This is a genomic window from Pseudomonas cichorii, from assembly GCF_003700275.1.
Classification (GTDB): domain Bacteria; phylum Pseudomonadota; class Gammaproteobacteria; order Pseudomonadales; family Pseudomonadaceae; genus Aquipseudomonas; species Aquipseudomonas cichorii_B.
Genome location: NZ_RBRE01000059.1, coordinates 18,269 through 37,831, shown reverse-complemented (window position 1 = coordinate 37,831; position 19,563 = coordinate 18,269). Strand labels below are relative to the sequence as shown.

The 19,563-nt window shown below is 58.5% G+C and carries 17 protein-coding genes; 9 read left to right on the top strand and 8 right to left on the bottom strand.

Features of this window, described 5'->3' with window-relative positions; all coding sequences use genetic code 11:
• Positions 1-44: 44 nt before the first annotated feature.
• Positions 45-1,502: an ATP-dependent RNA helicase RhlB gene (gene rhlB / locus ALQ04_RS16070; RefSeq protein WP_183142197.1), complete on the top strand. Its 1,458-nt coding sequence runs from the start codon at positions 45-47 to the stop codon at positions 1,500-1,502.
• Positions 1,503-1,574: 72 nt separating this feature from the next.
• Here rhlB and ALQ04_RS16065 read toward each other — a convergent pair whose 3' ends face one another.
• The 8 genes from ALQ04_RS16065 to ALQ04_RS16030 all read right to left on the bottom strand — a co-directional run bounded on the left by ALQ04_RS16065 (position 1,575) and on the right by ALQ04_RS16030 (position 7,634).
• Positions 1,575-2,234 carry a DUF799 domain-containing protein gene (locus ALQ04_RS16065; protein ID WP_122316740.1) on the bottom strand — a complete coding sequence of 220 codons (660 nt, stop codon included), beginning with the start codon at positions 2,232-2,234 and terminating at the stop codon, positions 1,575-1,577.
• Positions 2,231-2,599 (bottom strand): DUF4810 domain-containing protein, encoded by a 369-nt coding sequence (locus tag ALQ04_RS16060; RefSeq protein WP_183142196.1) that lies wholly within the window; start codon positions 2,597-2,599, stop codon positions 2,231-2,233. Before ALQ04_RS16060 ends, ALQ04_RS16065 begins: the two co-directional genes overlap by 4 nt.
• 20 nt (positions 2,600-2,619) lie before the next feature.
• Positions 2,620-3,303 (bottom strand): CsgG/HfaB family protein, encoded by a 684-nt coding sequence (locus tag ALQ04_RS16055; protein ID WP_122316738.1) that lies wholly within the window; start codon positions 3,301-3,303, stop codon positions 2,620-2,622.
• 174 nt (positions 3,304-3,477) lie between these two features.
• The gene (moaE, locus tag ALQ04_RS16050; protein ID WP_122316737.1) at positions 3,478-3,927 is read right to left on the bottom strand and encodes a molybdopterin synthase catalytic subunit MoaE; all 450 of its coding nucleotides are present in this window, start codon (positions 3,925-3,927) and stop codon (positions 3,478-3,480) included.
• 2 nt (positions 3,928-3,929) lie between these two features.
• Complete coding sequence (locus ALQ04_RS16045) at positions 3,930-4,175, bottom strand: MoaD/ThiS family protein (RefSeq protein ID WP_122316736.1); 246 nt, start codon at positions 4,173-4,175, stop codon at positions 3,930-3,932.
• Positions 4,172-4,657, bottom strand: a complete 486-nt coding sequence (gene moaC, locus ALQ04_RS16040; protein WP_122316735.1) for a cyclic pyranopterin monophosphate synthase MoaC — start codon at positions 4,655-4,657, stop codon at positions 4,172-4,174. Before moaC ends, ALQ04_RS16045 begins: the two co-directional genes overlap by 4 nt.
• 111 nt (positions 4,658-4,768) lie before the next feature.
• Positions 4,769-6,163: a PhoH family protein gene (locus tag ALQ04_RS16035; RefSeq protein ID WP_122316734.1), complete on the bottom strand. Its 1,395-nt coding sequence runs from the start codon at positions 6,161-6,163 to the stop codon at positions 4,769-4,771.
• A gap of 334 nt (positions 6,164-6,497) precedes the next feature.
• Entirely contained in the window at positions 6,498-7,634 is a 1,137-nt protein-coding gene (locus ALQ04_RS16030; RefSeq protein WP_122316817.1) for a polysaccharide deacetylase family protein, read from the bottom strand.
• Positions 7,635-7,818: 184 nt separating this feature from the next.
• Here ALQ04_RS16030 and yaaA point away from each other — a divergent pair, with 184 nt between their 5' ends.
• From yaaA to ALQ04_RS15990, 8 genes are all read left to right on the top strand, one after another.
• Positions 7,819-8,598, top strand: a complete 780-nt coding sequence (gene yaaA, locus ALQ04_RS16025; protein ID WP_122316733.1) for a peroxide stress protein YaaA — start codon at positions 7,819-7,821, stop codon at positions 8,596-8,598.
• An 809-nt stretch (positions 8,599-9,407) separates the two neighbouring features.
• Complete coding sequence (locus ALQ04_RS16020) at positions 9,408-10,724, top strand: nucleotide sugar dehydrogenase (protein WP_122316732.1); 1,317 nt, start codon at positions 9,408-9,410, stop codon at positions 10,722-10,724.
• A gap of 130 nt (positions 10,725-10,854) precedes the next feature.
• Positions 10,855-12,336: a mannuronan synthase gene (gene alg8 / locus ALQ04_RS16015; RefSeq protein WP_122316731.1), complete on the top strand. Its 1,482-nt coding sequence runs from the start codon at positions 10,855-10,857 to the stop codon at positions 12,334-12,336.
• Positions 12,337-12,378: 42 nt separating this feature from the next.
• Positions 12,379-13,551 carry an alginate biosynthesis protein Alg44 gene (locus ALQ04_RS16010; protein WP_122316730.1) on the top strand — a complete coding sequence of 391 codons (1,173 nt, stop codon included), beginning with the start codon at positions 12,379-12,381 and terminating at the stop codon, positions 13,549-13,551.
• Between the two features lie 2 nt (positions 13,552-13,553).
• Positions 13,554-14,963 carry an alginate biosynthesis TPR repeat lipoprotein AlgK gene (algK, locus tag ALQ04_RS16005; protein ID WP_122316729.1) on the top strand — a complete coding sequence of 470 codons (1,410 nt, stop codon included), beginning with the start codon at positions 13,554-13,556 and terminating at the stop codon, positions 14,961-14,963.
• Positions 14,960-16,468: an alginate export family protein gene (locus ALQ04_RS16000; RefSeq protein ID WP_122316728.1), complete on the top strand. Its 1,509-nt coding sequence runs from the start codon at positions 14,960-14,962 to the stop codon at positions 16,466-16,468. The genes algK and ALQ04_RS16000 overlap by 4 nt, the downstream gene beginning before the upstream one ends.
• Before the next feature lie 26 nt (positions 16,469-16,494).
• Entirely contained in the window at positions 16,495-18,102 is a 1,608-nt protein-coding gene (gene algG, locus ALQ04_RS15995) for a mannuronan 5-epimerase AlgG (protein WP_122316727.1), read from the top strand.
• Positions 18,103-18,116: 14 nt separating this feature from the next.
• Entirely contained in the window at positions 18,117-19,556 is a 1,440-nt protein-coding gene (locus tag ALQ04_RS15990; RefSeq protein WP_122316726.1) for an alginate O-acetyltransferase AlgX-related protein, read from the top strand.
• Positions 19,557-19,563: the final 7 nt, after the last annotated feature.

Sequence of the window (19,563 nt, the reverse complement as noted above, 5' to 3'; positions counted from 1 at the left end):
TTGCATTACACTGCTCGGCGTACATTCCTTAACCAATTGACGAGATGACCGTGCTCAAAGCACTTAAAAAGATGTTCGGTAAAAGCGAGGCTGAGCAGCTCGCGCCCAACCACGCAACATCCACCCCCACTCCAGGGGCTGTCGCCGAAGGCGCAGCGCAGAAACCGGCAGCCCAGGTTCCGGCAAGAGCCCCGGCCAAGGAGCCAGCAGCGCCCCGCCCGGCCGGCAACGACAAGCCCAAGGCCGAACGTCCACGCCGCGAGCGCGCACCCAAGCCGCCGGTCGTTACCTGGAAACTCGAAGATTTCGTCGTCGAACCGCAGGAAGGCAAGAGCCGCTTCCATGATTTCGACCTGGCTCCAGAACTGATGCACGCGATCCATGACCTGGGCTTCCCGTACTGCACGCCGATCCAGGCTGGCGTATTGGGCTATACCCTCAAAGGCAAGGACACCATCGGCCGCGCCCAGACCGGTACCGGCAAGACCGCCGCGTTCCTGGTTTCGATCATCACCCAACTAACCCAGACCCCGCCGCCCAAAGAGCGCTACATGGGTGAGCCGCGTGCCCTGATCATCGCCCCGACCCGCGAACTGGTAGTGCAGATCGCCAAGGACGCCGAAGCGCTGACCAAATACACCAACCTGAACGTCATGACCTTCGTCGGCGGCATGGACTTCGACAAACAGCTCAAGCAGCTCGAAGCCCGCCATTGCGACATTCTGGTCGCAACGCCAGGACGCCTGCTGGATTTCAACCAGCGCGGCGAAGTGCATCTGGACATGGTCGAAGTGATGGTCCTCGACGAAGCCGACCGCATGCTCGACATGGGCTTTATCCCGCAGGTACGCCAGATCATTCGCCAGACCCCGCACAAGGGCGAGCGTCAGACCCTGCTGTTCTCCGCGACCTTCACCGAAGACGTGATGAACCTGGCCAAGCAATGGACCACCGACCCGGCCATTGTCGAAATCGAAGCCGAGAACGTCGCCAACAGCAATGTCGAACAGCACATCTATGCCGTCGCGTCGGCCGACAAGTACAAACTGCTGTACAACCTGGTCACTGACAATGGTTGGGAACGGGTGATGGTCTTTGCCAACCGCAAGGACGAAGTGAGGCGTATCGAAGAGCGCCTGGTACGTGACGGCGTGAACGCTGCGCAGTTGTCAGGCGATGTGCCACAGCACAAGCGGATCAAGACCCTGGAAGGTTTCCGCGAAGGCAAGATCCGGGTGCTGGTGGCAACCGATGTCGCTGGCCGCGGCATTCACATCGACGGCATCAGCCACGTCATCAACTTCACCCTGCCGGAAGTCCCGGACGACTACGTGCATCGCATCGGTCGTACCGGCCGTGCAGGCGCAGACGGTGTCTCGATCAGCTTTGCCGGTGAAGACGACTCTTACCAGCTCCCGGCCATCGAAGAGAAACTGGGACGCAAGATCAGCTGTGAAATGCCACCGACCGAATTGCTCCGGGCGGTAGTGCGCAAGGCCTGATCCAACCCGCTCCCACACAGTGTGCAGGAGCGGATCGGACGGCGCTGCGCTTATCCGCGAACAGCAACTCGGTCAATCAGTACCATACTTCGGCGAGCGCGGCCCATACAGCAACCCCGCAGGCTTGCCTGCCGACAACAGACGATTGCTGGCGATGCCGGCAATCGGATGACCTGCATCGGTCGCACTGTTGATGATCTGCTTGACCGCAGCCGTGATCAGCATGCCGACCAGCCCGCCCCCACTGTTGTTACCACCTTCATCACTGGAAGCCGACGCCGTTCCGGTCCACAGCGCCGTGCCGGTGCGTAGGTCGACCAGCTTGGCCGTCACAGTCACGATGGTCTGGCTGCTGATGACTATATAAGTGGTGCCGTACTGTTTCACGGTGATGTACATCGCAGCGTCAGCGCCGAAGATCTCGCGCAGTTTGGCAGGCGATGTTTCCTGGATGTCGTTGGCATTGGTCAGACCGTTATTGCGGAACGTCTCATCGACGAGCGCAACCGGCAAGACGTAGTAGCCCGACTCGGCCAGCGGGTAGGTCACCTGGGAAAACATGCTGTAAGTCGCTTTGACATCTGGCGACTCGTTGACGGGTGGCAGCACCAGGATCGAACGCGGCTTGCTGGCCTTGAACGCCGAATAATCGACAGTCGTGGGCGTTGCACAACCGGACAACAGGGCCACGGCGAACAGGCTCGCGGCAATCTTCAGCAAACGGGCGTTCATTTGACGACTCCTGTCTGGGCGTTCTTGAGCAGGAAGTCCATATACGTGGCCGACTCCGGAAACAGCGCCTTCTCGGTGTTCAACTGCTGAACCATCTGATCATCCTTGCCCAGGTTGCCATAGAGCATGCCAAGCTGAGCGTGATAACCCGGCGGCGGTGTGCCGTTGGTGGAGCGAATCTTCTGCAGATCCTCTTCCAGTTTGGCCACCTGTTCTTCCTTCGCTTCACCCTTGAAGTATTCGTACACTTCAGGCTGATAACTTCCCCACTGGTACAGGGTTTTAGGTTGGGCACAACCCGCAACACCAGCACTTGCCACCAGCATCATTGCGATCATGCGCAACGAACGATTACTCGAAAACATCACAATTCCCTTTTGAACAATCAGTTGGCAGTCGGCTTCCAGGCACCGCTGTCGAGCGCGCGCACCATGTTGTTGACCGCTTCGCGCATGGCCAGATCGAGAACCTTGCCGTTGAGTGTCGAGTCGTAGCTGGCGGTCCCGCCGAAGCCAATGATTTCCCGGTTCGACAGTTCGTATTCGCCCGCGCCCTGGGTGGAGTACACCACTTCGGAAGTGCTGATATTGACGATATTCAAGGCCACTTTCGCGTAAGCGATCTGCGTCTTGCCACGGCCCAGCAAGCCGAACAGTTGACGGTCGCCAACTTCCTTGCGACCGAACTCGGTCACATCGCCAGTGACCACGAAGTCAGCCCCTTTCAGGCGTTGGGTGGTGGACTTGATTGCGGCTTCCTGCTTGATTTCCGCCATGTTGTCGCGGTCCAGCACATTGAAGCGATTGGTTTGCTGCATATGCGTGATGAGGATGGTCTTGGCCTGGCCGCCAAGGCGATCGACGCCATCGGAAAAGATACCGCGCATATAACTTGAGCGGTTATCGAACTTGCCCACCGCAACGGGGTAGCGCACGCCCGAATAGACGGAGCCTGCACTTTCAACCTTTGCCACTGGCAGAGCCCGTGAGCTCTCTGTTGCGCAGCCACCGATCAGCACGAGTGCTGCTGTCGTTATCCCTGTTACTAAAACCTGCTGCAGTCTTTTCACTCTTATACTCCGGCGTTTCAAGAGAAAACCCTTCAAACGCGCATAGCCATATAGCGCACACGTTTGAATGGCGAACAGATATATCTGCTGAAAGGGCCAGAACTGTAGTTTTTTATGCGCACAACTTCACCGCTATCAAGAGGCGAAGTTGTTATCCACAAGAGAACGCAAGAGTTACTTCCAGCGGTCGGCAGCCGCCTGATCGCTGTGTCGTCCTTCGACCCAGCGCGGGCCTTCAGTGGTGTTTTCGCGCTTCCAGAACGGTGCGCGGGTCTTGAGGTAGTCCATGACGAAATCACAGGCCTCGAAAGCGGCCTGGCGATGGGCGCTGGCGACACCGACGAACACGATCGGCTCTCCCGGTTCCAGTGCGCCAACCCGATGCAGCACCTCAAGCCTGAGCAGCGGCCAGCGCTGCTCTGCCTCTACAACGATCTTCGCCAGCGCCTTTTCGGTCATCCCCGGATAGTGCTCCAGAAACATGCCTGAAACTTCGCGCCCTTCGTTGAAGTCGCGCACATAGCCGACAAAACTCACCACCGCACCGATACCGACATTGGCCGCATGCAGTGTATTGACTTCGGCACCGGGATCGAACGCAGCCGCCTGCACGCGAATCGCCATTCTCAGCCTCCGGTCACGGTAGGAAAGAACGCCACTTCATCGCCATCCGCCAACGGTTCATCCAGCTGGCACAACTCCTGGTTACGGGCGCACATCAGGTTCTGCTCGGCCAGCACTTGCCAGGCCTCGCCACGCTGCAACAGGTGCTGGCGCAGTTCGTCGAGAGTCGCAAACACGCCCTCGACACGTTCGGCGTCCAGCCCCAGCGCCTCGCGATAACGGGCAAAATATTGCACCTGGACACTCATGTCGATGCCCCTGGCTCTTCAGCCACGAAGTGACCGCTCTTGCCGCCGAGCTTTTCCAGCAGGCGGACCGACTCGATGACCATGCCGCGATCAACGGCCTTGCACATGTCGTAGATGGTCAGCGCAGCCACGCTGGCGGCGGTCAGGGCTTCCATTTCCACACCCGTCTGCCCGGCCAGCTTGCAGCGGGCGACGATCGACACGGCGTCCTCGCCTTCGGCACTCAGCTCGACCTTGACGCTGGTCAGCATCAGTGGATGACAGAGCGGGATCAGATCACTGGTTTTCTTCGCCGCCTGAATGCCTGCAATGCGCGCCACGGCGAATACATCCCCTTTGGGATGACCACCGCTGACAATCATTTGCAGGGTTTGCGGCAACATGCGCACACGCGCCTGGGCCACGGCCTCACGGGACGTCACAGCCTTGTCGGTGACGTCGACCATATTGGCGCGACCTTGGGAATCGAGATGAGTCAGCACAGCCTTACTCCTGAACAGGAGAGGCGATTGTAAACCGAAAAGCAACAGGAGCGGATTCATCCGCGAAAAGACCAGAAAGGCCTTTGCGAATGAATCCGCTCCCGTCAGCCCTTACAAATGACTTTCCGCATACTCGGCCAGTACCGAGCGTGGAACCCCTTGCAGGGTGATGTGCACGCCGTTGGGGAAATCCTTGAAACGTTCCGTCAGGTAAGTCAGGCCCGAACTGGTGGCTGACAGGTAAGGGGTGTCGATCTGCGCCAGGTTACCCAGGCAGACCACCTTGGAACCGGCACCGGCACGGGTGATGATGGTTTTCATCTGGTGCGGTGTGAGGTTCTGGCACTCGTCGATCAGGATCAGACTCTGCTGGAAGCTGCGGCCCCTGATGTAGTTGAGGGATTTGAACTGCAGTGGCACCTTGCTGAGGATGTAATCGACGCTGCCATGGGTGTTTTCGTCATCCATGTGCAAGGCTTCGAGGTTGTCGGTGATCGCCCCCAGCCAGGGCTCCATTTTTTCCGCTTCGGTGCCGGGCAGGAAACCGATTTCCTGATCCAGGCCTTGCACGCTGCGGGTCGCGATGATCCGGCGGTAGCGCTTGCTGACCATGGTCTGCTCAATCGCTGCTGCCAGCGCCAGGATGGTCTTGCCGGAGCCGGCGGCACCGGAGAGGTTGACCAGATGGATATCCGGGTCGAGCAACGCGAACAGCGCCAGCCCCTGATAGATATCCCGCGGTTTCAGGCCCCAGGCCTCCTGATGCAGCAGCGGTTCCTGATGCATGTCCAGAATCAGCAGCTCATCGCTCCTGACGCCCTTGATCCAGCCGACGAAGCCCTGCTCGTCGATGATGAACTCGTTGATGTGAACCGCGGGCAAGGCCTCGCTCATCTGCACGCGATGCCAGGTGCGGCCATGATCCTGCCGGGTTTCGACCTTGCTGACCCGGTCCCAGAACGAACCGGCAATATCGTGGTAGCCACGCGACAGCAGCGAGACGTCATCGACCAACTGGTCGGTGCTGTAGTCCTCGGCGGCAATCCCGCAGGCCCGCGCCTTGAGGCGCATATTGATGTCTTTGGTCACCAGCACCAGGCGCAAGTCCTTGTTACGCGCGTGCAGGTCGACCAACTGGTTGATGATGATGTTGTCGTTCAAATGCTCGGGAAGGAGGCTGTTGGGCTCCTCGCGCCTGCTCATCAGAATCGACAGGAAGCCTTTGAATACACCCGTGCCGCGATCAATCGGCACACCCTTCTCGACTTCATCCGGTGACGCTTCACCCAGAGTCTTGTCGATCAGGCGAATCGCCTGGCGGCACTCGGCAGCGACCGAATGCTTGCCGTCCTTGAGCTTGTCCAGTTCCTCCAGAACCGTCATCGGGATGGCTACGTGGTGTTCTTCAAAATTCAGCAGTGCGTTTGGATCATGGATCAATACGTTGGTATCGAGCACGTAAAGGATAGGCTGGTTAGTGGAAGGGTTGCGTCCGTGATCATCCATACTCGCTCACCTTTATAGAAGCCAGGCGGCGCAGAACCACTACAAAGCTGCGCCACGAAAAGGCCGCCGGTTCCTTCCCTTGAGGCAGGGAAGAATGTTGCTCAAGATGGGTCTTTGGGACGCCACCTGTGTTGCAGGTTTCGGCGGTCTGTTCTCGTAATACAGCAAAACCGATGACAGAAAAAAGCTCTTTGACAGTTTTTTGAAGTTTATTTCACAGTATGACGAATAGCGCTTGGCGAGCGCCCCGGGCACGTTTACAGTCGGAAGTCAGCTACGCCCGAATCACCCCGAAAAACTCGCCCCACGCCCCTCCCCTTATGCCCTGAAACCCTTATTCTTCCTGGGCCTGCGAAAGATTTCGGCAGTCATCCCAGATCAGTTCGCTCTGTGCGGTATTGGCCAGCAGCAGAGGCAGCGCCGACTGCGCCTTGTTGCCCATGTCATGGAATACCACCGTACCCCGACGCCAGAGCAGCATGAGGGTAAGCACCCGGTCTCCCACCTGCTGCGCCGAGAGACGCCCCATGGCGTCCTGCGAGTCGATGTTCCACAGCGACACCCGCAAGTGCTGGGAACGGAAATACTCGCCGCTGTCGGCGCGACGATGGCCATACGGCGGCCGGAACAGCGGTACGTAGTTGTCGGGGAGAATCTGCTGCACCAAAGCGGCACTGCGCTGCACCGAATCCTGCCAATCTATCCAGTTGCTGTGCGAACGATATTCCCAGCCCTGCACACCCACGCACTGCTGTCTGTAGAGTGCTTGCAGACTGGCTGGCGAACTGCTCTCCAGACGCGCCTGCAGACTTTTGCCCAGCACGAAGAAAGTCGCGGTCATTTTCTGCTGGCGCATGAAATCCGCCAGCCAGTCGGTATTGCCATCTGCCGGGCTCGGGCCACTGTCGAAATTGAGCATGAAGGTGCGATCAGGCATTTCATCGCCGCTCATCTCATCGGAGTTGTAGCGTTCGATTTCGCTACTGGTCTGCGGGAACAAGGCTGCCATGTACAGCAACTCGTTCAGGTAACGCTCATGAAAGACGGCACTGGGCGTGGCCCAGGCGGCGTAGAACGAATCAGGGGAAACCTGATATTCCTCGGCGCGCTGGCGCAACTGCTCCATGTCTTCGACCAGCACACAGAAGTTGGCGTCTTCCTCGCAGCTTTTCTGCGCGGCCTGATAATTCTCCAGCAGGCGCAGCCACAAGCGATGGCGCACCACATTCAGCGACGCCACGTTGACATAGCGAAGACCCAGGCGCTGCTTGAGCCCTTCTTCGCCCAGCGTCTCGCTGACTGCCAGGGCATGGGCGAAAGCCAGGATTTCGGCGCGCGAGGCCACATCGAACAGAGCCGGCGTCTCGAAACGCTCAGGCCACACACTGCGATCAATCGTTGCGACCTCAGGCACCGCTGCCTGAGCTTCAAACCAGAACAGACACGCGCAAACTGCTAAAACGATACGCAAAACCAATGCCCTCTCGATCCAATATCAACGCCATCACCCGCGCGGCACTATAGCCGATCTGCGGCGACGTCTTGTGTCCGGGCCGTTACAAGGCCACTTGCGTGAACACGTCTATCGCCACCATAGCTGGAGTCATCCGCCATCACCCCCTAGAATCGCCCGACGATTACAGGAGACGACTTCCATGCTGATGGTGATTTCCCCAGCGAAAACCCTCGATTTCGAGACCCCGCCGACGACCGAGCGCTACACCCAGCCGCAATACCTGGACCACTCCCAGGAATTGATTACCCAGCTTCGCGAGCTGACACCGGCACAGATCGGCGAGTTGATGCATCTGTCCGACAAGCTTTCCGGACTGAACGCCGCACGCTTCGGCAGCTGGACACCGGACTTCACCCCCGACAACGCCAAACAGGCCCTGCTGGCCTTTAAAGGTGATGTGTATACCGGCCTGCAGGCCGAGACCCTGAACGACGCCCAGTTATCCTACGCCCAGGATCACTTGCGCATGTTGTCGGGCCTTTATGGCCTGCTGCGCCCGCTGGACCTGATGCAGCCCTATCGCCTGGAAATGGGCACCAGACTGGCCAACGCCCGCGGCAAGGATCTGTACGCCTTCTGGGGCACGCGCATCAGTGAATGGTTGAATCAGGCGCTGGCCGACCAGGGCGACGACCTGCTGCTGAACCTGGCCTCCACCGAGTACTTTTCTGCAGTCAAACGCTCGGCCCTCAAGGCCCGCATCATCGATACCGAGTTCAAGGATCTGAAAAACGGCCAGTACAAGATCATCAGTTTCTATGCCAAGAAAGCCCGGGGCATGATGAGCCGTTTCGTGATCACCGAGCAGATCGACACACCTGAAGCCCTCAAGCAGTTCGATGTCCAGGGTTACCGCTACAGCGCCGAACAATCGTCCCCGGACAAGCTGGTTTTTCTGCGCGATAGCCCCGAACAGTGATGGCGTCAAGGTTGCGTAGCCGTTCGGGCGCTACGCAACCCGGATCATGTATTTCAATCCTTTAACGCCATTTTTATGGCGCCAGTTAAACATCAGAAAACGCCGCGTTCATTTTTCGAGCAAATTTTCTCGAAAAAATAACAACTTTTTTGTGTGATGGCATTCTGTCATTTTTTTGTAATGGCAAAAAACCACCCCCTTCCTGAAAGCCCTTTATAAATAGGGCCTTCAAGATAGTTGCCATCATTTTGAAAGCACCCCCTTCAAAAGATCAATCTCGAAAATTCTCGAAAACAGGACGAGCGGCCCGGAACTAATCGCGACGGCCCATGCTCCTACATCCCGTAACAATTCTCGACAAGCCTGTAAGAGATCACTTACAACGCTGAGAGAACAAAAGGAAGTTGCCAGGGAGCAAGTTTGATTTTGCGAAATCAATACTTCAGGCGCTGAACTTAAACTCACATCACTAAATGAAGTAGGTAGACAAGCGAACACCGTGAAGGTGTAAAGAGCAGGGCTCCGGATCAGACAAGCCAAGGCTTGAAGTTCACGACCTGCCGAGGATCGCTATACAGGGAGTGGTTTGCCACATCCAAGAGAGCCTGGCACTTATATCCGCAAGGACCGGTGACCGGCCACTTGAACTTAGTGTCATTGAGTTCGCCTCGTTTATTTGGGCACTCATTCATTAAATATGCCTGCGTTAGTTAAGTGGCTTTGACGAGCCCTACTGACTTGCGTGTGACATCTGCTGGCCAAAATTAATATCCAGCCAACTTATGGCGTGAAAAATCGAGGAGAGTACGATGCGTATCAGCATCTTTGGTTTGGGTTACGTCGGTGCAGTATGTGCCGGTTGCCTTTCTGCACGGGGTCATGATGTTGTTGGTGTGGATATCTCCAGTACCAAGATCGATCTGATCAACAGCGGCAAATCACCTATCGTTGAGCCTGGCCTGGAAGACCTCCTGGCGCAGGGCATTCGCAACGGTAAACTGCGTGGCACCACGGACTTCTCCGAAGCCATCCGCGCCACCGACCTGTCGATGATCTGCGTCGGCACGCCGAGCAAGAAAAACGGCGACCTGGAACTCGACTACATCGAATCGGTATGCCGCGAAATCGGTTATGTCCTGCGTGACAAGACCTCCCGCCACACCATCGTGATCCGCAGTACCGTACTGCCGGGCACCGTCGCCAACGTAGTGGTTCCGATCCTGGAAGACTGCTCGGGCAAGAAAGCCGGTGTCGACTTCGGCGTTGCAGTGAACCCTGAGTTCCTGCGTGAAAGCACCGCGATCAAAGACTACGATCACCCGCCAATGACCGTTATCGGCGAGTTCGACAAGGCTTCCGGTGACGTTCTGCAATCGCTGTACGAAGAACTCGACGCACCGATCATCCGCAAGGACATCGCCGTTGCCGAGATGATCAAGTACACCTGCAACGTGTGGCACGCCACCAAGGTCACCTTCGCCAACGAAATCGGCAACATCGCCAAGGCTTGCGGCGTCGATGGTCGTGAAGTGATGGAAGTGGTCTGCCAGGACAAGCAACTGAACCTGTCCCAGTACTACATGCGTCCAGGCTTCGCTTTCGGCGGCTCCTGCCTGCCGAAGGACGTTCGTGCCCTGACCTACCGCGCTGGCAGCCTGGACGTTGAAGCCCCGCTGCTCAACTCCCTGATGCGCAGTAACGTTTCCCAGGTGCAGAACGCTTTCGACATCGTCGCCGCCCACGACACCCGCAAGGTTGCCCTGCTGGGTCTGAGCTTCAAGGCCGGCACCGACGATCTGCGTGAAAGCCCGCTGGTAGAGCTGGCCGAAATGCTGATCGGTAAAGGCTTCGAGCTGAGCATCTACGACAGCAACGTCGAATACGCTCGCGTACACGGTGCCAACAAGGACTACATCGAGTCGAAGATCCCTCACGTGTCGTCCCTGCTCAACTCGGACTTCGATCAGGTCATCAACGATTCCGACGTAATCATCCTGGGCAACCGCGACGAGCGCTTCCGCGCTCTGGCCGACCAGACACCACACGGCAAGCACGTTGTCGACCTGGTGGGCTTCATGTCCAAGTCCTCTGGTGAAAGTGGCCAGGCTGAAGGTATCTGCTGGTAACAGCATTTGCTGATGCCCCGATATAGAGGGCGTTTGCAGGAGCGGATTCATTCGCGAGCTTTTCGCAGATGAATCCGCTTCTGCACCGGTATGACAGAAGGCTCGCCCTATAACGAGACGGAAGCAAATTATGGACAGGCTAAAGCACGGCCTATTGGAAGCCGCCGGTTGGCTGTTTTACCTAAGTTTATTAATGGGCATCGCTACGGCATTGCCCACCAGTATCTTCGACTCACAGTCGAGGAACTTTATTTTCCTGATTGGCGCCGTGGGTATCTGGCGCTACTCCATGGGGATCACTCATTTCATTCGTGGAATGATTTTTCTGTATGTGGTCTACCCGCACTTGCGCCGCAAGCTCAAGAAGATGGGTAAGGCAGCAGATCCTTCCCATGTCTTTCTGATGGTCACCAGCTTTCGCATCGAGGCCCTGACCACCGCTCAGGTGTACAGCTCGGTAATTCGCGAAGCGATCAACTGCGGTCTGCCAACCACCATCGTCTGCTCGCTGGTGGAAATGTCGGATGAACTGCTGGTCAAGAGCCTGTGGGCCAAAATGAACCCGCCCGAGCGCGTGACGCTGGACTTCGTGCGTATTCCTGGCACCGGCAAGCGTGACGGCCTGGCTTACGGCTTTCGTGCCATCTCGCGTCACCTGCCCGATGAGCGCGCTGTAGTAGCTGTGATCGACGGCGACACCGTGCTCAACGAAGGCGTAGTCAGCAAGACCGTTCCGTGGTTCCACATGTTCGATAACGTCGGTGGCCTGACCACCAACGAGTTCTGTGAAGTTCGCGGCGGCTACATCATGAGCGAATGGCACAAGCTGCGTTTCGCCCAGCGCCACATCAACATGTGCTCGATGGCCCTGTCCAAGCGCGTACTGACCATGACCGGACGCATGTCGGTATTCCGCGCAAGCGTGGTCACCGACCCCGAGTTCATCGCCGACGTGGAAAGCGACTCGCTCAACCACTGGCGTCTGGGTACGTTCAAGTTTCTGACCGGTGATGACAAGTCGAGCTGGTTCAGCCTGATGCGTCTGGGCTACGACACGTTCTACGTGCCCGATGCCGCCATCAATACCGTGGAACACCCACCTGAAAAGAGCTTCCTCAAGGCCAGTCGCAAGTTGATGTACCGCTGGTACGGCAACAACCTGCGTCAGAACTCCCGCGCACTGGGTCTGGGCGTTCGTCGCCTGGGACTGTTCACCAGCGTGGTGCTGTTCGACCAGCGCGTGTCGATGTGGACATCGATCCTGGGCCTGACCGTCGCCATCATTGCCAGCTACAAATACGGCGGCGCATTCATCCTGATGTACCTGCTGTGGATCGGCATGACCCGCCTGATCCTGACACTGCTGTTGTCCTGCTCGGGACACAGGATAGGGCCTGCCTACCCCATCATTCTCTATTACAACCAGATCGTCGGCGCCCTGATGAAAATCTACGTGTTCTTCCGCCTGGACCGACAGTCCTGGACTCGCCAGGACACCAAACTCAGCCGCGACATGGCCAGCTTTCAAGGCTGGTTCAACACCTGGTCGTCCCGAACCATGACTTTTTCAGCTGGCACCATCTTCGTCGCAGTACTGCTGACGATGGTTTGACCGGGCCAACGAATCAATCGATTTAAGTTAGGAAAAATAGCCATGAATACAGCCGTGAATGCGAACGTCGTACATGAATCCGAAGCCCAGCGCCAACACGCACGGGTCAAGATTCCAGCCAAGCTGCGCCTGCTCACTGGTGAGCAGAATGCTCCTCTGGTTCGGGTCGAAGACCTTTCCGCCGGTGGCCTGAGCTTCATTGCTCCCAGCCAGGTCAAGCTGACCGATGGCGAGGTTATCAAGGGCCGTCTGCAATTCCTCATCGACAACCTTGGCCTGGCCATGGATGTGGAAATGCAGGTGCGCACCATCAACAACGCCACCGGGCGTGTCGGCTGCCAGTTCCAGAACCTGGAAGCACAGGACATCGCGACCCTGCGCCACATCATCACCTCGCACCTGAGCGGCGAGATCGTCAGCATGGGTGAAGTACTGGCCACCCTGCAGCGCGATAACTTCACCAAGGCCCGCAAGAGCAAGAGCGAAGGCGGCGGCATGAGCGCACTGGGTCGCCTGCGCGCAGTGACCTTCAGCCTGGGTATCTTCATCGTCGGTCTGGCAGCCTTCGGCTTCATCTTCAAGACTGTCTACGGCCTGTACTTCGTCAGCCACGCTTCGGCCGGCCTGGTATCGGTGCCAAGCCTGGAAGTGACCATGCCGCGCGAAGGCACTGTGCAAAGCCTGGTGCAGGCCAATGGTGAAGCCGTCAAGGGCGCGCCACTGGCTACCTTCAACACCAGCATGCTGGAAATGCTCAAGGGCGGCCTGACCGGTGAAGACCTGCAGCCAGCCAAGATCGAAGAGCTGTACGGCAAGCAATTGAGCGGCACCATGACCAGCCCGTGTGATTGCGTCGTGGTTCGCCAACTGGTAGCCGACGGTCAGTTCGCGTCCAAAGGCCAGGTGATCTTCCAGCTGGCGCCGCGCAACACGCCTGCTCTGGTCGAAGCCCGCTTTACCTATCGCCAGTTCAACGACGTCAAGCCAGGCACCCGCGTGAGCTTCCAGATCGCTGGCGAAGATCAACTGCGTACCGGCAAGATCATCAGCAGCAGCAACCTGAGCAACACCGACCTGTCCACCGACATTCGCGTGCAGATCCAGCCTGACGAAAGCCTGAGCAGCACCCTGGCTGGCCGTCCTGTAGAAGTCGTCAGCGACCGCGGCCCGTCCGTGAACTGGCTGATCGATAAAGCCATGGCTGCGGGTCTGTAATCATGAACAGCCCACTACGACGCCTGTCGACCCCCACGCTATTGAGCCTCGCCGTCGCGATCGGCCTGAGCGGCTGTGCCGGCCTGCCCGATCAACGCCTCGCCAATGAAGCCCTTAAAAACGGCGACACTGCATTGGCGCAGCAGAACTATCGGCAATTGGCGGACCTGGGCTACAGCGATGCACAAGTCGGCCTGGCCGACATCCAGGTCAGCACCGGCGACCCTGCCCAGCTCAAGGAAGCGGAGGCGACCTATCGCGCCGCCGCCGAAACCTCACCCCGGGCGCAGTCGCGTCTGGGGCGCCTGCTGGCAGTCAAGCCAGATGCCACCGCAGCCGAGCACCATGAAGCGGAAGCCTTGCTCACCAAGGCATTCGCCAATGGCGAGTCCGGCACCCTGCTGCCGCTGGCCATGCTCTACCTGCAATACCCGCAAGACTTCCCGAATGTCGATGCCCAGCAGAAGATCAACCAGTGGCGCGCCACCGGTTATCCGGAAGCCGGTCTGGCCCAGGTTCTGCTGTATCGCACCCAGGGCACTTATGACCAGCATCTGGCGGAAGTCGAAAGCATCTGCAAACAGGCACTGAGCAGCACCGATATCTGTTACGTCGAACTGGCCACGGTCTATCAGAAACGTGGCCAGGCCGAGCAGCAGGCAGCGCTGATCGAACAGCTCAAGAGCGCCCACTCCGCCGGTCGCGTCAGCGCCCAGCGGGTCGATGGCGTAGCGCGCGTACTGGGTGACAGCCAGATCGGTACTCCGGACCCGAAGACCGCCCAGCAACTGCTGGAAGATATCGCGCCCGGCTACCCGGTTTCCTGGGTCACCCTGGCCAAGCTGCTCTACGACTTCCCGGAACTGGGTGACGTCGACAAGATGATGGAGTACCTGGACAACGGTCGTGCTGCGGACCAACCGCGCGCCGAACTGCTGCTGGGCCGCCTCTACTACGAAGGCAAATGGGTGCCAGCCGATGCCCAGAAAGCCGAAGAGCATCTGAAAAAAGCCGCACCGACCGAAATCTCCGCCCATTACTACCTGGGTCAGATCTACCGCCGTGGCTATCTGGGCCAGGTTTACCCTCAGAAAGCCCTCGACGAATTGTTGACCGCCGCCCGTGGCGGCCAGAACAGCGCCGATTTTGCCATCGCGCAACTGTTCTCCCAAGGCAAGGGCACCAAGCCCGATCCGGTCAACGCCTGGGTCTTCGGCCAGTTGTCACTGGCCCAGGGCACACCGCAAGCCACCGAGCTTGCGCAACTACTCGACTCCCAATTGCCGCCTGAAAAACTCGCCGCCGCCAAAGAGCTGCTGCAACGCGAGCAAAAGGTCCGGGGTGTTACGGCCAGACAGAACGTGCTGGTGCAGACCCTGACAGAAGAAAAAGACGGTGAGGAAGCGCTATGAAGTTGAATCCTTTGATGGCCGCTGGCATGGGCCTTGGTTTTACCCTGCTGTGGGCCTGCCCGACATTGGCAGCGCTGACCGAAGAACAGAATTTCGGCATTGAAGTGAAAATCACCGCACAGTCCGAAGACGACCGCGACCTGGGCACCCGCTCCGGCGGCGACGTCAAGGGCCTGGGTCTTGACCTGCGTCCATGGGTCTACGGCGAGCGCGGCAACTGGAGCGCGTACGCCATGGGCCAGGTGGTAACCGCCACCGATACCATCCAGACCGACCCGCTGGAACAGACCACGACCACCACCGACGGTGAAGTCGGCACCCAGCGTTCCCGCGGCAACGCCAGCGAACGCGAAGTCGACAAGAGCTACGCGGCACTGCGCGAATTCTGGATCGGCTACAGCGGCTTCACGCCCTACCCCGGCGAAATCCTCAAGGTCGGTCGCCAGCGTCTGCGCAACGACGACGGCCAATGGCACGACACCAACATCGAAGCCATCAACTGGACCTTCGACACCACCTTGCTGCGTGCCGAGCTGGGCGCCGCACAACGCTTCAGTGAATACCGTACCGACCTGACCGAACTGGCAGCGGACGACGAAGACCGCCTGCACGTGTTCGGCTCGGCCAGCTATCAATGGACGCCCGGCCACTGGGCTGGCATTCGCGCCCATCACAGCCATGACGACGGCAAGCTGAAGAACCAGAACGAAGTCCTCGACGACCTGGACAAGACCGCCAATGGCGACCTGACCTGGCTGGGTCTGCAGGCTGACAGCGACGCCTACAACCATCGCAACACCAACCCGATCAATTACTGGGGCAGCCTGACCTGGATGACCGGCGACCGCGATGAAATCGGCGCGAACTACAACAGTGCCACCGACCAGTACCTGGCCGGCGAGAAGAACAGCCGCGATCTGAACGGCTGGGCCACCGATCTGGGTGTGCGTTTCCGTCTCGATCCGCAATGGCAGGTCGGCGCCGCCTACTCGCGCGCCAGCAAGGACTATGTGCAGAACGGCCTGGAGAGTAACCGCTCCAACTGGACCGGCACACGCTCGCGCATCCATCGTTTCGGTGAAGCCTTCCAGGGCGAAATGGCCAACGTGGAAACCGGCTCGCTGTTCGCGTCATGGCGCATGAACGACGAATACGACGCCTCGCTGATCTACCACAAGTTCCGTCGCGTGGACGGCAACTCGGGTATCGGCGGTGCAGGCATCAACCCTAACCGGGAAATCACCGATGCCAACGGCGTACCGACCAACACCTTCAGCTCCCTGCCACTGGAAGACGGTCGCAAGGATCTGGGTCAGGAAATGGATCTGGTCGTCACCAAGTACTTCAAACAGGGTCTGCTGCCTGCCGCAGTGAGCCAGTCGATCGACGAACCTTCGGCACTGGTGCGCTTGCGTGCAGGTGTCTTCAAGCCCGGCGACGCTTACCACAACGGCGTGGATGAATACATGCACCGCGCCATTGTCGACGTCATCTGGCGCTTCTGATGCGACCGCCAAAGGAGTGCGATGAGATGAACAGTCAAGCAAGCAATGTGCGTAACCGCACCTGGCCTCACGCCCTGCTCGAAAGCGCAGTGCTGAGCAGCGCGCTGTTGCTGGCCAGCAATGCAGCGCTGGCCAGCACTGCGCCAGTCGCTCCTGCCACGGCAAGCGTCAAGGAACTGCAACAGGCCAAGAGCTACACCGTGAGCAGCGCGCCAATCGAGCCGCTGGCCATGGAAAAACCTGTGCTGCCAGACCTCAGCGGCTACACCGCCGAGGCGGCGCTGAAAAAGATCGACCGCAGCAAGCCGGGCAAAGTCACCGTGGCGCGGATGATGGACGAAACCGGCCTGAAGGAATTCATTGGCGGCGATAACAAGATGGCCGAATGGGTTGCCCGCCAGCGCGGCATCCCGCAGGCCATCATGATTTCCGACGGCTATGTGACCCTGCAGGACCTGGCGAAAAAAGTACCCAAGCAGTTCCTCAACGAAGTATCGCCGGGCGTCTACGTGGCGCGCCTGCCGATCCTGGTCAAGGAAAACGCCAGCTTCGAGATCGACAAGCGCACCAAAGAGCTGCGTCTGTCTCAGGAAAAGGGTTCGTTTCTGGTCAGCGAAGGCAAGCTGCTGATCACTCACACCCAGGTCAACGCCTGGAGTGAGAGCCGCAACAGCCTGGCGCTGTATCGCAAGCCCGACGAGTTCCGCCCGTTCGTACTGACCTGGGGTGGCTCCGAAACCTGGATCGCCAACACCAAGATGTCGAGCATGGGCTATGACCAGAGCAAGTCCTACGGTGTCAGCGTTTCGCAATACACGCCCAACACCGCGAAAATCCTCAATCGTCCCGAGCCGACCGGCTGGATCATCGATTCGGAATTCGCGGACATGTGGTACGGCTTCTACTGCTACGAAACCCGTGACTTCGTGATCAAGGGCAATACCTACAAGGACAACATCGTCTACGGCATTGACCCGCACGACCGTTCGCACAATCTGATCATTGCCGAGAACGTCGTCTACGGAACCCGCAAAAAGCACGGGATCATCATTTCCCGGGAAGTGGACAACAGCTTCATCTTCCGCAACAAAAGCTACGACAACAAACTGTCCGGCCTGGTACTGGACCGTAACAGCATCAACAACATCGTTGCCTACAACGAGATCTACCAGAACCACACCGACGGCATCACCCTGTACGAAAGCGGCAACAACCTGCTGTGGGGCAACCGCGTCATCGCCAACCGCCGCCACGGTATTCGCGTGCGTAACAGCGTGAACATCAAGCTCTACGAAAACGTCGCCATGGGCAACGGCCTGATGGGCGTCTACGGCCACATCAAGGACCTGACCAATACCGACCGCGACATCGCCCTGGACCCCTTCGACGCCGAAGTGTCGCTGATCCTGGTGGGCGGTGAACTGGTCAGCAACGGCTCCGGCCCGCTGTCCATCGACTCGCCGCTGAGCGTGGAGCTTTATCGCGTCTCGATGCTGGCGCCGACCAAGCAGGTCGGTATCAGCCTCAACGGCATATTGGGTGAGCGTCAGGATGAAATCCTCGACCTGCTGATACGCCAGAAGAAAGCCGTATTGATCGACCCCGTCGAAAGCCAGAGCGAGCTGCGGGAATGAGGAAAGGTATTTTTATGCGCACACAACTGATCAAACTACTGAGCCTCTCCAGCCTGACCGCAGCCCTTATGGCCGCCGCTGGCGCGGCTCGCGCAGACGACTCGCAAGCGCCGAATTTCACCGCCGAGCCTTGCTGCAACCTGTGCCCTGCTGCCCATGACGCGAAGAACTACACCACGCGCTATCAGCAGAACTTCACCACCCTGGTACAGGCCGAAGGCGACTGGCTGTTCCGGACCCAGGAAGACTTGCGCACCGAGTTCGACACCACACCGGCCGGCTATCGTCGCATGCAGGAACTGCGCGATGCCTTCAAGAGCAAGGGCGTCGAGCTGGTGGTGGTCTATCAGCCAACCCGTGGCCTGGTAGATCGCAACAAACTGTTTCCGGCAGAGCGCGATAAATACGACTACGACAAGGCCCTGAAAAACTATCAGGCCATGCTCGGTCGCTTCAGCAAGATGGGCTATTGGGTACCGGACCTTTCGCCGTTGACCAACGAGCAACAGGCCCATGATTTCTACTTCCGCGGCGATCAGCACTGGACTCCGTACGGCGCTCAGCGCACCGCGAAAATCGTTGCCGAAACCGTGAAGAAAGTCCCTGGCTACGCCGACATTCCCAAGCGCGAATTCGAGAGTCACAAGTCAGGACGCATGGGCAAGACCGGAACCCTTCACAACATGGCGGGTCAATTGTGCGGCACCAGCTACGCGATCCAGTACATGGATCAATTCACCACCGAGCCCAAGGGCGAGGCTGGTGATGGCGATCTGTTCGGTGATTCCGGCAACCCGGAAATCACTCTGGTCGGCACCAGTCACAGCGGCAAGAACTACAACTTCGGTGGCTTCCTTCAGGAATACATCGGTGCCGATGTGCTGAACGTGGCTTTCCCGGGTGGCGGTCTGGAAGGCGCAATGCTGCAGTACCTGGGCAGCGAAGACTTCCAGCAGCGTCCACCGAAGATCCTGATCTGGGAATTCTCGCCGCTGTATCGCCTGGACCAGGAAACCATCTACCGCCAGATGATGGCGCTGCTGGATAACGGTTGCGAAGGCAAGCCTGCGGTCATGAATGCCAGTACCACTCTCAAGCCGGGTAACAACGAAGTGTTGGTCAACGGCAAGAACGGTATCAAGGACATCCGCAACAGCAAGAACCAGATCGATATCAAGTTTGACGATACCTCGGTGAAAGTTCTTCAGGCCAGGCTCTGGTACATGAACGGTCGCCACGAGGATCTGAAAATCGAGAAGCCGGACACCGCCGATACCGACGGACGTTTCGCCTTTGAGTTGCGCGAGGACGAAGACTGGGCAAACCAACAATTGCTCGCTCTTGAAATTCAGGGCCCGGAAGCCGGAACAGAACCACTGAAAGTCGAAGCAAAAGTATGCAAGCGCAATGTGTTCCCAAGCACTGCGCAACACACCGCTCAAGCCGGACTATGAGGTGACT

Coding starts and splice junctions, on each gene's coding strand:
- rhlB (WP_183142197.1), top strand. CDS start 45: ATGACCGTGCTCAAAGCACTTAAAAAGATGTTCGGTAAAAGCGAGGCT.
- ALQ04_RS16065 (WP_122316740.1), bottom strand. CDS start 2,234: ATGAACGCCCGTTTGCTGAAGATTGCCGCGAGCCTGTTCGCCGTGGCC.
- ALQ04_RS16060 (WP_183142196.1), bottom strand. CDS start 2,599: ATGTTTTCGAGTAATCGTTCGTTGCGCATGATCGCAATGATGCTGGTG.
- moaE (WP_122316737.1), bottom strand. CDS start 3,927: ATGGCGATTCGCGTGCAGGCGGCTGCGTTCGATCCCGGTGCCGAAGTC.
- ALQ04_RS16045 (WP_122316736.1), bottom strand. CDS start 4,175: ATGAGTGTCCAGGTGCAATATTTTGCCCGTTATCGCGAGGCGCTGGGG.
- ALQ04_RS16035 (WP_122316734.1), bottom strand. CDS start 6,163: ATGGATGATCACGGACGCAACCCTTCCACTAACCAGCCTATCCTTTAC.
- yaaA (WP_122316733.1), top strand. CDS start 7,819: ATGCTGATGGTGATTTCCCCAGCGAAAACCCTCGATTTCGAGACCCCG.
- ALQ04_RS16020 (WP_122316732.1), top strand. CDS start 9,408: ATGCGTATCAGCATCTTTGGTTTGGGTTACGTCGGTGCAGTATGTGCC.
- alg8 (WP_122316731.1), top strand. CDS start 10,855: ATGGACAGGCTAAAGCACGGCCTATTGGAAGCCGCCGGTTGGCTGTTT.
- ALQ04_RS16010 (WP_122316730.1), top strand. CDS start 12,379: ATGAATACAGCCGTGAATGCGAACGTCGTACATGAATCCGAAGCCCAG.
- algK (WP_122316729.1), top strand. CDS start 13,554: ATGAACAGCCCACTACGACGCCTGTCGACCCCCACGCTATTGAGCCTC.
- ALQ04_RS16000 (WP_122316728.1), top strand. CDS start 14,960: ATGAAGTTGAATCCTTTGATGGCCGCTGGCATGGGCCTTGGTTTTACC.
- algG (WP_122316727.1), top strand. CDS start 16,495: ATGAACAGTCAAGCAAGCAATGTGCGTAACCGCACCTGGCCTCACGCC.
- ALQ04_RS15990 (WP_122316726.1), top strand. CDS start 18,117: ATGCGCACACAACTGATCAAACTACTGAGCCTCTCCAGCCTGACCGCA.